This is a genomic window from Delftia sp. 11MD, from assembly GCF_050907895.1.
In the GTDB taxonomy this organism is placed as follows: domain Bacteria; phylum Pseudomonadota; class Gammaproteobacteria; order Burkholderiales; family Burkholderiaceae_C; genus Comamonas; species Comamonas tsuruhatensis.
Genome location: NZ_CP194333.1, coordinates 4,569,648 through 4,583,923, shown reverse-complemented (window position 1 = coordinate 4,583,923; position 14,276 = coordinate 4,569,648). Strand labels below are relative to the sequence as shown.

The 14,276-nt window shown below is 67.8% G+C and carries 13 protein-coding genes; 9 read left to right on the top strand and 4 right to left on the bottom strand.

The window, feature by feature from the left end:
• Nucleotides 1–129: 129 nt before the first annotated feature.
• From ACRSCF_RS21055 to ACRSCF_RS21045, 3 genes are all read right to left on the bottom strand, one after another.
• Nucleotides 130–447, bottom strand: coding sequence for a DUF2322 family protein (locus tag ACRSCF_RS21055; RefSeq protein ID WP_016453887.1), 318 nt, complete (start codon nucleotides 445–447; stop codon nucleotides 130–132).
• A gap of 56 nt (nucleotides 448–503) precedes the next feature.
• Entirely contained in the window at nucleotides 504–1,220 is a 717-nt protein-coding gene (locus ACRSCF_RS21050) for a class I SAM-dependent methyltransferase (protein ID WP_034367120.1), read from the bottom strand.
• A 127-nt stretch (nucleotides 1,221–1,347) separates the two neighbouring features.
• Nucleotides 1,348–3,156 carry a glutamine--tRNA ligase/YqeY domain fusion protein gene (locus ACRSCF_RS21045; protein ID WP_016450551.1) on the bottom strand — a complete coding sequence of 603 codons (1,809 nt, stop codon included), beginning with the start codon at nucleotides 3,154–3,156 and terminating at the stop codon, nucleotides 1,348–1,350.
• A 230-nt stretch (nucleotides 3,157–3,386) separates the two neighbouring features.
• Here ACRSCF_RS21045 and ACRSCF_RS21040 point away from each other — a divergent pair, with 230 nt between their 5' ends.
• From ACRSCF_RS21040 to ACRSCF_RS21010, 7 genes are all read left to right on the top strand, one after another.
• Nucleotides 3,387–3,746, top strand: coding sequence for a hypothetical protein (locus tag ACRSCF_RS21040; RefSeq protein ID WP_016450550.1), 360 nt, complete (start codon nucleotides 3,387–3,389; stop codon nucleotides 3,744–3,746).
• 125 nt (nucleotides 3,747–3,871) lie between these two features.
• Complete coding sequence (gene aroQ, locus ACRSCF_RS21035; protein ID WP_016450549.1) at nucleotides 3,872–4,315, top strand: type II 3-dehydroquinate dehydratase; 444 nt, start codon at nucleotides 3,872–3,874, stop codon at nucleotides 4,313–4,315.
• Nucleotides 4,312–5,196 carry an alpha/beta fold hydrolase gene (locus ACRSCF_RS21030; RefSeq protein WP_034367136.1) on the top strand — a complete coding sequence of 295 codons (885 nt, stop codon included), beginning with the start codon at nucleotides 4,312–4,314 and terminating at the stop codon, nucleotides 5,194–5,196. The genes aroQ and ACRSCF_RS21030 overlap by 4 nt, the downstream gene beginning before the upstream one ends.
• Nucleotides 5,189–5,599, top strand: coding sequence for an alternative ribosome rescue aminoacyl-tRNA hydrolase ArfB (gene arfB / locus ACRSCF_RS21025; RefSeq protein ID WP_016450547.1), 411 nt, complete (start codon nucleotides 5,189–5,191; stop codon nucleotides 5,597–5,599). The genes ACRSCF_RS21030 and arfB overlap by 8 nt, the downstream gene beginning before the upstream one ends.
• Before the next feature lie 72 nt (nucleotides 5,600–5,671).
• Nucleotides 5,672–6,619: a dioxygenase family protein gene (locus ACRSCF_RS21020; protein ID WP_244386525.1), complete on the top strand. Its 948-nt coding sequence runs from the start codon at nucleotides 5,672–5,674 to the stop codon at nucleotides 6,617–6,619.
• A 95-nt stretch (nucleotides 6,620–6,714) separates the two neighbouring features.
• Nucleotides 6,715–7,380: an alpha/beta hydrolase gene (locus ACRSCF_RS21015; protein ID WP_016450545.1), complete on the top strand. Its 666-nt coding sequence runs from the start codon at nucleotides 6,715–6,717 to the stop codon at nucleotides 7,378–7,380.
• A gap of 222 nt (nucleotides 7,381–7,602) precedes the next feature.
• Entirely contained in the window at nucleotides 7,603–8,514 is a 912-nt protein-coding gene (locus tag ACRSCF_RS21010; RefSeq protein ID WP_016450544.1) for a DUF3014 domain-containing protein, read from the top strand.
• 18 nt (nucleotides 8,515–8,532) lie between these two features.
• Here the strand turns inward: ACRSCF_RS21010 and ACRSCF_RS21005 are convergent, their stop codons facing one another.
• A complete protein-coding gene (locus ACRSCF_RS21005) occupies nucleotides 8,533–9,003 on the bottom strand; it encodes an Lrp/AsnC family transcriptional regulator (RefSeq protein ID WP_012204416.1) in 471 nt (156 codons plus the stop codon).
• 104 nt (nucleotides 9,004–9,107) lie between these two features.
• On the opposite strand from ACRSCF_RS21005, the gene mdeB reads away from it, so the two are divergent.
• A complete protein-coding gene (gene mdeB, locus ACRSCF_RS21000) occupies nucleotides 9,108–11,738 on the top strand; it encodes an alpha-ketoglutarate dehydrogenase (RefSeq protein WP_244386523.1) in 2,631 nt (876 codons plus the stop codon).
• Nucleotides 11,739–12,058: 320 nt separating this feature from the next.
• Nucleotides 12,059–14,239: a c-type cytochrome gene (locus tag ACRSCF_RS20995; protein WP_244386521.1), complete on the top strand. Its 2,181-nt coding sequence runs from the start codon at nucleotides 12,059–12,061 to the stop codon at nucleotides 14,237–14,239.
• Nucleotides 14,240–14,276 lie beyond the last annotated feature (37 nt).

The window sequence follows — 14,276 nt, the reverse complement described above, 5'->3', positions numbered from 1 at the left end:
CGAAGCGGCAAGGCACATGTCATTTGAACGCCAAAGTGCACGCTGCGTTGACACCGGCGTGTCAGCCGATGCCCCCAGTCCGCGCAACTTCTGTGACGCGGTGTTTACCCAGGCGGAATCAGGCCGCGATCAAGCCGCGAGCAGGCGGGCCTGGTAGCTCTCGGCACCCTTGGACCAGGCCAGCAGGCGGTCGATGTTGGGGTGCTTGCCAGGGAAGGCGATGGCGTCCTGCGTGTGCTCGGCATACCACTCCAGGCCCAGTTCAGCGGCGGCGGGCGTGATGCTGCCGCCGTAGAGGGCGGCCAGCGCGTGGTACACGGCCAGGGAGCCGGTCTGGCCGGGCTTGTTCTCGATGGTGGCCACGACCTGGCCCTGGGCATCGGCCAGCTGCAGCGCGGCGAGGTGGGTGACGGTGGGCAGTTGCTGAAGGCGTGCGGAGAAGTTCATGCTGAAAGGCAAATCAAAGAAAGGAAGGCGGAGAAAGAACGATCGGCTCGGGGCGATCAGGCCTTGGCGGCAATCCACGCACACCAGAACAGGCTGGAGAAAAAGCGCTTGGCCTGAACGAAGCCGGCCTGGGCCAGCATCTGCTCCACTGCCTCTTCCGAGGCGGGTGGAACCGCGCCCTGCCGGATCTTGCCGAGTTTCGCATGGACGGCGGCCTCGTCCGCGCCTGCCATGCGCCAGCGCATGGCCCAGGCGTCCAGGAACAGCGGCTCGCTGTCGTAGCGATGGCGATTGCAGGCCAGGATGAAGGGCGCGCCCGGCGCCAGCCTGGCCGACAGGGCCTGCAGCAGCCTGAGCTTGTCCGCATCGTCAGGAATGTGGTGCAGCACGCCGATCAGCGTGGCCGCGTCGAACACCGTGCCGGCGGGCAGGTCTTCCACCGCACAGGGTGCTGCACGCACCTGGGCCGACAGGCCGGCGGCTGCGATGCGGTCCATGGTCTGGTCCAGCATGGGGGGCGAAGGGTCGGCGGCCGTGAATGTCCACTGCGGCCTGAGCCGCGCCGTGGCCAGGATTTCCTGGCCCGTGCCACCGGCGCCGCCAATCAGCACGGACTTCGGCCCGGCATCCAGGCTGGCTGCCAGCAGGCAGGCGGCCAGCTCGTGGCAGGCGTCGTAGCCGGCCAGGGCGATGCGGCTTTGCGTCTCGTACTCGGCCGCGCGGGAGGTGTCGAACTTGGCGGCGGAAGCCGCCTGTGGCAAGGCTTGGTTCATGGCCTGGAATTGTGCTGAGGCCATGGTCACTGCAAAAGCGCCGATGTGCGATGGCCCACCCCTGCAAAGCAGGATGGTGGGCCATCTTCGGGGGAGCGGTGCAGGTGCCCGCCAGCGGGCCGTGCGCCTACTTGCCCCAGGAGTCCTTGAGACCCGTTGCGCGGTTGAACACGGGCTTGCCCGGTGCGTGGTCCTTGCGGTCGGCCACGAAGTAGCCGAAGCGCTCGAACTGGAACTTGTCGTCAGGCTGTGCCTGGGCCAGCGACGGCTCCACGTAGGCCGTCACGACCTTGAGGCTGTCCGGGTTGAGCAGGGCCAGGAAGTCCTTGCCGCCCGCATCGGGCTGCGGGTCGGTGAACAGGCGGTCGTACAGGCGCACTTCGGCCTGCACGCCGTCGGCCGCGCCCACCCAGGTGATGGCGGCCTTGACCTTGACGCTGTCGGCGCCCGGCGTGCCGCTCTTGGTGTCGGGCACCACGGTGGCCAGCACCTTGGTGACGTTGCCCTCGGCATCCTTCTCGCAGCCGGTGCACTCGATCACGTAGCCGCCCTTCAGGCGAACCTTGTTGCCCGGGAACAGGCGCTTGTAGCCCTTGGGCGGCACTTCGGCGAAGTCCTCGCGCTCGATCCACACCTCGCGGCCCAGCGTGAAGCGGCGCACCGGCACCTGCTGGCCTTCGGCGGCGTGGGGCAGGGCGGGCAGCTCGCAGGCTTCCAGGTGGTCGGCGCTGCCGAAGACCTCGGCCCAGTTGGTCAGTTCCAGCTTCAGCGGGTCCAGGGCCACCATGCCGCGATGGGCCTGGTTCTCCAGGTCTTCGCGCAGGCAGCCTTCCAGCGTGGAGTAGTCGATCCAGGCGTAGTCCTTGGTCACGCCGATGCGCTCGCAGAAGGCCTGGATGCTCTGCGGCGTGTAGCCACGGCGGCGCAGGCCGACGATGGTGGGCATGCGCGGATCGTCCCAGCCGCTGACGATGCCGTTGTCCACCAGGTGCTTGAGCTTGCGCTTGCTGGTGATCACATAGGTCAGGTGCAGGCGCGAGAACTCGTACTGGCGCGGCTGCGGCGCGGCGATCAGGCCGCCTGCGCGCAGGTGGTCCAGCAGCCAGTCGTAGAACGGGCGCTGGTCCTCGAACTCCAGCGTGCAGATGCTGTGGGTGATGTGCTCCAGCGCGTCCTCGATGGGATGGGCGAAGGTGTACATCGGGTAGATGCACCACTGGTTGCCGGTGTTGTGGTGCTCGGCATGACGCACGCGGTAGATGGCGGGATCGCGCAGATTGATGTTGGGCGATGCCATGTCGATCTTTGCGCGCAGCACGGCAGCGCCATCGGGCAGCTTGCCGTCGCGCATTTCGCGAAAGCGCGCCAGGTTCTCGGCCACCGTGCGGCTGCGGAACGGGCTGTCCACGCCGGGGCGCGAGAAATCGCCGCGGTTGGCCTTCATGTCGTCGGCGCTTTGCTCGTCCACATAGGCCAGGCCCTGCTCGATCAGGTACTCGGCCGCGCGGTACATGAAGTCGAAGTAGTTGCTGGCGAAGTACAGGTTCTCGTGACCGTCGGCTTCCTTCCAGCCGAAGCCCAGCCAATGGACGGCATCGATGATGCTGTCCACGTACTCCTGGTCTTCCTTCTCGGGATTGGTGTCGTCGAAGCGCAGGTGGCAGGCGCCTTGGTAGTCGCGCGCCAGGCCGAAGTTCAGGCAGATGGCCTTGGCGTGGCCCACGTGCAGGTAGCCGTTGGGCTCGGGCGGGAAGCGTGTGCGGATCTTCGCCACGTCCACCTGGCCCTGGTTGTGGTGGTCGCCATCACCGGGGCTTCCACCCCAGCGGCGCTGGGCGTAGGTACCGTTGGCCAGGTCGGCCTCGATGATTTGGCGCAGAAAGTTACTCGGTTTGACCGGATCTTTGGAGATGGGGGAGGCGTCAGCAGAGCTCATCGCAGCATTGTAGGCGCGCGCCTGCCGACCCGCTCCGGACGGCTTTCGGACAGCCGCGCCAGCCAAGGGTTGAGGCATTTGGAAACAAACTTGTATAAAAGCCTGCCATCCGTAGACCCCTGTCGCGCGTTGAGAATGCAGGGCGTATGCCGTCCCCCTGTGCCAAAGTGCGGGAAGGCGGCACCAGCGGCAATGCCTGCCACGCCTGTCCAACTTCGAGGAGAGACACCATGACAACGACAGCTTCCCCGTGGGTTGCAAGAGCAGCAGCAGCCGGCCTCGCATTGGCCGCCCTGGTGGCTTCGGGCGCCGCCCAGGCCCGGGGCGATGTGCACTGGTCCATCAGCCTGAATTCGCCGGGCATGTATGGCCCGCCCGTCTATGTGGCGCCGGCCCCCGTCTATGTGGCGCCGCCCCAGCCCATCTACTACGCTCCCCCGCCTCCGGTCTACTACGCGCCGCGCGCCGTCTACCGTGCGCCGCCCGTCGTGGTCGTTCCCGGCTATGGATACGGCTATCGCGGCGGCTACCGTGGCGGATACCGCCATGGTCATGGCCATGGTCACGGTCACGGTCACTGGCGCCGTTGAGCCGGACCGGGCTGGATTGACTTGTGCCGCCCTCCGGGGCGGCTTTTTCCGTGGTGCCAGCGTTGCGGCCGGGCCCGGGATGGCCCGCATAATCCAGCCCGTTGGAAACCTGGAGTGTCCCCGCCGTGAAAACCGTCTATGTCCTCAATGGCCCGAACCTGAACCTGCTGGGCCTGCGTGAACCCGCCATCTATGGCTCCCAGACCCTGGCCGATGTGCGTGCGCTGTGCGAAGCCGCCTGTGCGCGCTACGGTCTGGCCCTGGAGTTCCGCCAGAGCAACCACGAAGGCGAGCTGGTGGACTGGATCCACGAAGCCGGCCGCGTGCACGCCGAAGGCCGCCTGGCCGGCCTGATCTTCAACGCCGCCGCCTACACCCACACCAGCGTGGCCCTGCTGGATGCCGTCAAGGGCACGGGCGTGCCGCTGGTGGAGCTGCACATCAGCAATGTGCATGCGCGCGAGAGCTTCCGCCACCACTCCTACCTGTCGGCCGCCGCGCGCGCCGTGATGTGCGGCTTTGGCGTGGCCGGCTACGGCCTGGCCATCGACGCCGTGGCCCAGTGGTGAACACGCCTGTCGCCATAGAGCGCCTGCGCGCCCGTGCTCGGCGCCTGACCACGCCGCTGTCTGCCGCGCGGCCCGACGACGGCCACATGGTCTGGCATGTCTGGGGCGAGGCGCGCGCGGGCGTGCTGCCGGTGGTCATGCTGCACGGCGGCAGCGGCAGCTGGACGCACTGGCTGCGCTGCATGGACGCTCTGCTGGCCCAGGGCCGCCAGCTGTGGATACCCGACCTGCCCGGCTTCGGCGATTCCGATGGGGTACCGGGCGGCCAGGATGCCGACACCCTGGTCGAGCCGCTACGCCAGGGCCTGCGGCAACTGCTGGCCGATGGCGGAGCGCCCGCCGCCCCGCTGTGCGATCTGGCCGGCTTCTCTTTTGGCGGCATGACGGCCGGCATGCTGGCGGCTGCCGACGGCACGCTGGCCCGGCGCCTGGTGCTGGCCGGGGCGCCCGGCATGGGCGTGGGCAAGGGCCTGGCCGTGCGGCTCAAGGGCTGGCGCCACCTGGCCACGCCCGAGGCGCAGGCCGTGGCCCACCGCTACAACCTGCAGGCGCTGATGCTGCATGACGCCAACCTCATCGACGAGGACACGCTGGCCCTGCATGTGCTCAATGTGGAGCGCGACCGCCTTCCACGCCGCCGCCTCTCGCACACCGATGTGCTGGCCCGCGCCCTGCAGGCCGTGGACGGCCCCGTATGGGCCATCTATGGCGAGCACGACGCGCTCTACCCGGGCCCGATGATGCAGGAACTGGCCCAGGCCTTTGCACGCCATGCGCGCGACTTCCGGGGGCTGGCCCTGGTGCCTGGCGCGGGCCACTGGGTCATGCATGAGCGTCCCGATGCCTTTGTGGCGGCATTGGCCGCTGCGCTGGATGCCTGAGCGCATGCGCCCCATCGAGCTGCACGAGGTGCAGTGGACCGCCATGCGCGCCCAGGGCGCGGGCGGCCAGAACGTGAACAAGGTCTCCAGCGCCGTGCACCTGCGCTTCGACGTGCGCGCCTCGCGCCTGCCCGAGGCCGTGCAGCAGCGCCTGCTGGCCCTGCGCGACGGCCGCATCACCAACGAGGGCGTGGTCGTCATCAAGGCCCAGCAGTACCGCACGCAGGAGCAGAACCTGCGCGCCGCGCTGCAGCGGCTCAACGCGCTGGTGGCCGCCGCCTATCCCGAACCCATTCTTCGCCGGGCCACCCGGCCCACGCTGGGATCGCAGCGGCGGCGCCTGGACAGCAAGAGCCGGCACAGCGCCACCAAGGCCCTGCGGGGCCGCCCGCGCGACGATTGAGCCGGCCAGCGCAACAATGTGTGCCGCCTTTGGCGGCTTGGCGCGGCCCGCTTGCGTCCCTACATTAGGGGAATGCAAGATTTCCACGCTTCCCTCGATTCCGGCGCCTCCTCCATAGCCGCTTCGGCAGGCACTCGGCTGCCCGTGCTCTATGTCTCCCACGGCTCGCCCATGTTCGCGCTGGAGCCGGGCGAAACCGGCCCCGTGCTCGCGCGATGGGGCAGGGCGCTGCGCCAGGCCCACGGCCCGCTGCGCGGCGTGGTCGTCATGTCGCCGCACTGGATGTCGCATGGCGTGGAAGTCATGACCGGAGCCACGCCCTCCACCTGGCACGACTTCGGCGGCTTCCCGCCCGCGCTCTACGAACTGCAGTACCCGGCCCCCGGCGCGCCCCAGCTGGCACATGAAGTCATGGACCGCCTGCAGGCCGCAGGCATTGCCTCCACCGCCAACGCGCAGCGGCCCTTTGACCACGGCGCCTGGGTGCCGCTGATGCATTTGCTGCCGGATGCCGACCTGCCCGTGGTGCAGCTGTCCCTTCCCGCCTCGGCCGGGCCGGCCGAAACCCATGCGCTGGGCGCGGCCCTGGCGGCGCTGCGCGATGAAGGGGTGCTCATCGTCGGCTCCGGCAGCATGACGCACAACCTGGCCGAATTCCGGGGCGGTATGGGCGAGGCCACGGTGCGGGTGGACGACGCCGTGCAGGCCCTGCGCAGCCAGGATGGCCTGCAGGACGACCATGCCGTCGGCGGCTCCAGCGCCTCCTCGCCCTACGTGCAGGATTTCAGCCGCTGGATCGAGTCGCGCCTGCAGGCGCAGGACCTGCCCGCGCTGCTGGACTACCGCGCACGCGCTCCCTCGGCCCGGCGCGCCCATCCCAGCGAAGAGCACTTCATGCCGCTGTACTTCGCCCTGGGCGCGGCCGGCGCCACGGCGCGGCCTCGGTATCTGAGCCGCGAAGTCATGTACTCCATCCTGGCCATGGATGCGATGGCCTTCGAGGACGCGCAGGCGGCATAACCTCCTGCCCCCGCGGACTTGGCGAGGCGCCACAATGGCGCGTTGCCCGGGACCACCCCGGTCCCGGAAATCGCTTAAAAACCAAGGAGTCCGTGATGATCGACCTGCCCCTGCTGGCGCTGGAGCGCCCCGCACAACCCGCACCGGGGCAGCAGCCCTGGCTGCTGGTGCTCATGCATGGCGTTGGCAGCAATGAACAGGACCTGTTCGGCCTCGCATCGTTCGTGCCGCCGCAGTTCCACGTGCTCAGCCTGCGTGCCCCGTTTTCCATGGGGCCCAGTGCCCATGCCTGGTTCCAGTTCACGGTGGATGCCAACGGCACGCGCCACATCCACGCATCGCAGGAAGAGCACAGCCGCGCCCTGGTGGCCCAGACCGTGCAGCAGGCTGGCGCGCGGCTGGGCATTCCTGCCCAGCGTACCGTGGCGGGCGGCTTCAGCCAGGGCGGCATCATGGCGCTCAGCCTGCTGCTGACCCAGCCCGCGCTGCTGCGCGCCGCCATGTGCTGGCACAGCCGCCTGCTGCCCGAGGCCTTGCCGCACCAGGCCCCTGACGCGGCCTTCGACGGCAAGTCGCTCTGGGTCAGCCACGGCACCTACGACAACGTCATTCCGCTGACCAGCGCCCACGCCATTCGCAGCCACGTGCAGCGCCTGCCGCTGCAACTGAGCTACCACGAATACCCGAGCATGCATGAGATCCGCCCCGACGAGCTGCAGGCCGCCATGGCCTGGCTCCAGGATCTGGGCACGCAGGGCTGAGCCTGCTGCACCGCCCCCTTCTTGTGCGCAGGCTGGCCGCGTAAGCCGGGTAACGCCTTGTTGCCTGGCGCGCACAAGGGCCTGCGCGGGCAGCGGGGCGGCTTATAAACACCAGTCAGGGGCTGGTGTCAGGAAAGCTCGGGAACCCCGGTTGTGCTTTGCTGTCGCACGTCCTGCGGCAACTGTGCTGCCAGCCCCCTGCCCAAGCCAAAGGACCCCTCCATGCCAGAACGCGACCCCCAAGACTTCCGCCCCCGCGCCAGATCCTCCGGCCCATCGGCTTTCGGCATCGCCGCAGCGGTACTGGCGGCTGCCGCCGTGGGGGGCGCAGCCTGGTGGTACTGGTGGCGTCCCGCCGACGTGCCCGAGGCGCCGCCCGAAGTGGCAGAGGCGCCCGCCCAGCCTGCCGAGCCTGAACCCGTCCCCGCGCCCGAGCTGACCGAGCCCCAGAACCCTGTCGATGCGCTGGAGCCACCCGCGCCCGGCCTGCCCGCGCTGCAGGACTCCGACGCCCATGTCGCCCAGGCCCTCAACGGCCTGCTGGGTCGTGACAAGGCAGGCAGCTTTCTGCAGATGGACGGCTTTGTGCGCCGCGCCGTGGCCACCGTGGACAACCTGACCCGCTCCCAGGCCCCTGCACGGCTTTGGCCCGTGCACCCCGCGCCGCAGCGTTTCACGGTGGAGGGCGCGGCGGAGACCGGGGAGGCACAGGCCATCTCCCCCGCCAACGCCGCACGCTACAAGGCCTTCGTGGCCTTCGCCGAGTCCATTCCCATGGACGGGGCCGTCAAGCTCTATGCCCGGCTGTATCCCCTGTTCCAGACCGCCTATGAAGACCTGGGCTATCCCAGCCGCTATTTCAACGATCGTCTCATTGCCGTCATAGACCATCTGCGCGCCGCGCCCGAGCCCGCGGGTCCGGTGCAGGTCAGGCTGACCAAAGTGGAGGGCGAGGTGCCCTCCGTCCAGCCCTGGGTGCGCTACGAATACGCCGACCCGGAGCTGCAGGCCCTGTCCAGCGGCCAGAAGATGCTGGTGCGCGTGGGGCTGGACAACGAGCGCCGCCTCAAGGCCGTGCTGGGCGAACTGCGCCGCCGCATCGCCACCGGCGAGATGGCCAAGCCTGCGGGCTGAGGCCAGTCTCCATCCGCCTCAGCCTGCGGCCGGCAGGGGCAGGGCGGTCTTGTACCGCACCTGCTTGAGCGTGAAGCTGGAGCGGATCTTCTCTATGCCCGGAATCGGCGTGAGCTGCTCCACGATGAAGCGCTCCAGCGCGCCGATGTCGGCCAGGGCCACGCGGATCAGGTAGTCGGCGTCGCCGCTCATCAGGTAGCACTCCATGACCTCGTCGTGCTCGGCAATGCGGCGCTCGAAGTCGGCCAGCGATTCCTTGGCCTGCGACTTGAGGCTGATGTTGATGAACACATTCAGCCCCAGCCCCAGCGCCGACGCATTGGCCAGCGCCACATAGCGCGCGATCACGCCGGCCTTCTCCAGTGCCTTGACGCGCGCCAGGCAGGGCGAGGGTGACAGATGCACGCGGCGCGCCAGTTCCACGTTGGAAAGCGAGCCGTCCGTTTGCAACTCGGCCAGAATGCGCAAGTCGATGGTGTCCAGTTTCATGTGCCGGATTTTATGTAGATGCCGGCATGAAATGCTGGAATATGGCGTTTCCCTTATCCATGAACGGCTGCTCATGCCGGTCCGCCAGTCCTAAAGTGGCGGGCATGAACGCACCCACGCCGCTGGCCACGCTGGCCGATATCGATACCGATCCCCAGGAAACCACCGAATGGCGGGAGGCCTTCGCGGCCCTGGTCGCCGCCGAGGGGCCGCAGCGCGCGCGCTTCGTGCTCGAAGAGCTGGCGCGCATGGCGCGCGAGCAGCGCCTGGGCTGGCAGCCCGACCTGAATACGCCCTATGTGAACACCGTGGCCGCGCAGCAGCAGCCGGTGTTTCCGGGCGACCTGGCCATGGAGGAGCGGCTGGCGTCCATCATGCGCTGGAATGCGCTGGCCATGGTGGTGCGCGCCAACCAGGCCTATGGCGAGCTGGGCGGGCACATCGCCAGCTACGCCAGCGCGGCCGACCTGTTCGAGACCGGGTTCAACCATTTCTTCCATGCCCGGGAGGGGCTGGCGCCGGGCCAGCACCGGGGCGACCTGGTGTTCTTCCAGCCGCACAGCGCCCCCGGCGTGTATGCGCGCGCCTTCCTGGAAGGGCGGCTGAGCGAGCAGGACCTGCAGCACTATCGGCAGGAGATCAGCGCGCCGGCCGCTGGCGCGCAAGGCCTGTCCAGCTATCCCCATCCCTGGCTGATGCCCGACTTCTGGCAGTTCCCGACGGGCTCCATGGGCATAGGCCCCATCAGCAGCATCTACCACGCGCGCTTCATGCGCTATCTCACGCACCGCCGCCTGCTGGACTGCCAGGAGCGCAAGGTCTGGGGCGTGTTCGGCGACGGCGAGATGGACGAGCCCGAAAGCATGAGTGCCCTCACGCTGGCCGCGCGCGAGGGGCTGGACAACCTGGTCTGGGTGGTCAACTGCAATCTGCAGCGCCTGGACGGCCCGGTGCGCGGCAACGGCCGCATCGTCGATGAGCTGGAGCGGCTGTTTGCCGGCGCGGGCTGGAACGTGGTCAAGCTGCTGTGGGGCAGCGACTGGGACGGGCTGTTGGCTCGCGACATCACCGGCACCCTGGCACGCACGCTGGGCGGCACGGTGGACGGGCAGATGCAGACGTTCGCCGCCAAGGACGGCCGCTACAACCGCGAGCATTTCTTTGGACAGAACCCCGAGCTCGCCGCCCTGGCCCAGGGCCTGACGGACGAGCAGATCGACCGCTTGAAGCGCGGCGGCCATGATCTGGTGAAGATCCATGCGGCCTATGCAGCGGCTGCCGCCCATCGCGGCCAGCCCACGGTGATCCTGGCCCATACCAAGAAGGGCTACGGCATGGGCTCGGCCGGGCAGGGCAAGATGACCACGCACAGCCAGAAGAAGCTGGACGAGACCGACCTGATCGAGTTCCGCAACCGCTTCAACCTGCCGCTCAGTGACGAGCAGGCCAAGGGCCTGGCCTTCCACAAGCCTGCCGATGACAGTGCCGAGATGCAGTACCTGCGCGAGCGCCGAACGGCCCTGGGCGGCGCACTGCCGCGCCGCGAAACGGTGTGCGACCGCGTGCCCGTTCCAGCGCTGGAGCAATACGCCCAGTTCGCGCTGGCGCCTGCCGGCAAGGAAATGAGCACCACCATGGCCTTTGTGCGCATGCTGGGCAGCCTGCTCAAGGATGCGCAGCTGGGCCCGCGCATCGTGCCCATCGTGGCCGACGAGGCGCGCACCTTCGGCATGGCCAACCTGTTCAAGCAGGTGGGCATCTACAGCAGCCTGGGCCAGCGCTACGCGCCCGAGGACATCGGCTCGGTGCTGTCCTACCGCGAGGCGCTGGACGGCCAGATCCTGGAGGAGGGCATCAGCGAGGCCGGCGCCGTCGCCAGCTGGACGGCGGCGGCCACCAGCTACAGCGTGCACGGCCTGGCCATGCTGCCGTTCTACATCTACTACTCCATGTTCGGCTTCCAGCGCGTGGGCGACGCCATCTGGGCCGCGGCCGACCAGCGGGCGCGCGGCTTTTTGCTGGGCGCCACCTCGGGCCGCACCACGCTGGGCGGAGAAGGCCTGCAGCACCAGGACGGCTCCAGCCATCTGGTGGCGGCCACCATTCCCAACTGCAAGGCCTGGGACCCTGCGCATGCCGGCGAACTCGCCGTGATCCTGGACGCCGGCATGCGCGAGATGCTGGTCGAGCAGCGCGATGTTTTCTACTACGTCACGCTGATGAACGAGAACTATGCCCAGCCCGACCTGCCCGCAGGCGCTGCCGAAGGCGTGCTGCGCGGCGCCTATGTGTTCAGCCGCTTTGGCGATGCGGACCGTGCCACGCAGCATGTCACCTTGCTGGGATCGGGCGCCATCCTCACCGAAGTGCTCAAGGCCGCCGAGCAATTGGCCAGCGAGGGCATGGCCGCCACCGTGGTCAGCGTGACCAGCTGGAGCGAGCTGGCGCGCGATGGCGTGGCCTGCGAGCAGCGCATGCTGGCGGGTGAGGCACCTGGCCAGCCCTGGATCGCGCAGCTGCTGCAAGGTACGCAGGGCCCGGTGATTGCCGCCACCGACTATGTGCGCGCGGTGCCCGAGACCGTGCGCGCCTTCCTGCCCGCAGGCCGCCGTTTCCTCACGCTGGGCACGGACGGCTTCGGCCGCAGCGACACGCGTGCGGCGCTGCGCGGCTACTTTGGGGTGGATGCACACAGCGTGGCGCAGGCTGCGCGCCGGATGATCCAGCCAGGTTGAGCCGAGCCTTTCCACGCACCCGGCATCCCCGGGATGTACACATGGCGGCCCCTTCGCGGGGCCGCTTTGCATGGCTGCGCCCCCATTTGCGCCGCCACTTTTCCTGTGGATGGATTAAGCCCGCGTTAAATGCGCAAGTGGCTTATCTTTTTCGTCGGCTTGCATCAAAAAATAGGGTGATTCCACTAGAATTTATATATAAGAAGATATTGCGCAAAGAGATTGATATTTGCTGCAATGGTTGCATGCGTTGGGTGGAATATCTCGTCAATATCCGATTTTCTCTTTCAATAATAATTTATTTCACGGGATAGAAGACGATGAAACTCTCGCTCAAGCAAGGCCTGCTGTGCGTGGCCGTGCTGTCGGCTGCCGCATGGCAGCTCGCCATCTCGGCGCCGGCGCCCGAGGTGGATCATGCGCAAATGCCGCAGATCATCGATGACCTGCCCGCCGACTATGCGGCGGACCTGAGCGCCGAGCAAAGAACCCTGGTAGACCGTGGCCGTTATATCGCGCGACTCGGTGATTGCGTGGCCTGCCATACCGGAAATAAAACACAGCCCATGGGCGGTGGCTTGGCGCTGGAGACGCCATTCGGCAAGATCTATTCCACCAATATCTCGCCTGACGCCGATACGGGCATGGGCAAATACAGCTTCGATCAGTTCGACCGTGCCATGCGCAAGGGCGTGGCGGCCGATGGCCGCAACATGTACCCGGCCATGCCCTATCCCTCCTACGCCAAGATGACGGCCGAGGACATGCAGGCCCTGTATGCCTACCTGATGCAGGGCGTGGCGCCCGTGAAGGCGGCCAACAAGGAGTCCGACCTGGGCTTTCCCTTCAACCAGCGCTGGGGCCTGGCGCTGTGGAACTGGGTGTTTCTGGATGACGCGCCCTTCCAGCCCCAACCGCAGCAAACTGCCCAGTGGAACCGGGGCGCCTACCTGGTGCAGGGCCTGGGCCACTGCGGCGCCTGCCATACGCCGCGCGGCGTGGGCTTCCAGGAAAAGACCATGACCGGCGAGGGCCGCAAGGGCGAGTACTTCCTGGCCGGCGAGACCGTGGAGAACTGGCGCGCACTGAGCCTGCGCGACCTGTGGACACCCGAGGAGACCGCCCAACTGCTCAAGACCGGGCGCAACAGCCACGGCACGGTCTCCGGCAACATGGTCGATGTGGTGCAGCACAGCACCCAGTACATGAGTGACGAGGACCTGCTGGCCATCGGCATCTATCTGAAGTCGCTGCCCGCAGGCAAGAACGATCTGCCCATGCAGATCGCCCAGGGGCCGGGGCCGGTCATCGCCCCGCATCCGGCGCCGCAGGCCTCCGTGCATGCGCCGTCCGCCACGTCGGCAGTGTCTTCCGATGTGCCTGCCGATCTCTACGCCAGCCGGGGCGGCCTGGGCTATCTGCAGTTCTGCGCCGACTGCCACCGTGCCGATGGCGGCGGCGTGAAGGACGTGTTCCCGCCACTGGCCGGCAATTTTTCGCTGCAGTCGCAGGACCCGTCCACGCTGATCCATCTGATGCTGGCGGGCTGGAAGGCGCCCGTCACGCAAAGCCACGCCCGGCCGCTGACCATGCCGGCCTTCGCGCAGCTCAAGGATGCGGAGATCGCCGACATCCTCAACTTCGCCCGCAGGAGCTGGGGCCGTGCCGATGCGCGCGAGATCCATGCCAAGGAGGTGCAATCCATGCGCAAGCAGCTCGATGCCAAGGGCGAAAGCGCACGCCCCTTCGAGACGCCGCGCCTGGCCGCCATGCTGGACGAATCCAACGCGAAGCAACTGGTCTACGGCGCCCGCCTGAACATAGAGACGCGTGACCTGCTGCCCAGGAATGTGGGCAATGCGCTGAATTGCGCCAGCTGCCACCTGAACGCGGGCACGGTGGCCGATGGTTCGCCCTACATCGGTGTCTCGGCCTTCTTCCCCGGCTATGCGCCGCGCGCGGGCCGCGTCATCACGCTGGAGGACCGCATCAATGGCTGCTTCCTGCGCTCCATGAACGGCAAGCCTCTGCCGCTGGAGTCCGACGAGATCAAGGCCATGGTCGCCTACTTCGACTGGATGCGCCGCGAAACCAAGCCCGAGGACAAGGTCGAAGGCCGGGGCGTGGGCAAGATCAGCCAGTCCATCGTGCCCAACGTGGACAACGGCAAGAAGGTCTATGCGGCCCAGTGCGCGGTCTGCCATGGCGGCGAGGGCGAAGGCGTGAAGAATGCCAAGGGACAGTGGGTCTATCCGCCGCTGTGGGGTGACCAGTCCTTCAACATCGGTGCAGGCATGGCGCGCACCTATACGGCAGCGGCCTTCGTCAAGCGCAACATGCCCATCGCCTTCCATGGCAATTTCCCGCTGGGCCAGGGCGGCCTCAGCGACCAGGAGGCCGTGGACGTGGCCGAGTACTTCAGCCACCAGCCGCGCCCGGACTTTGCCAACAAGCACAAGGACTGGCCCAAGGACAAGAAGCCGGCCGACGCGCGGTACTGATGCGCCATCGAGGGAGAAGAAGGCGTTCCCGCCACGC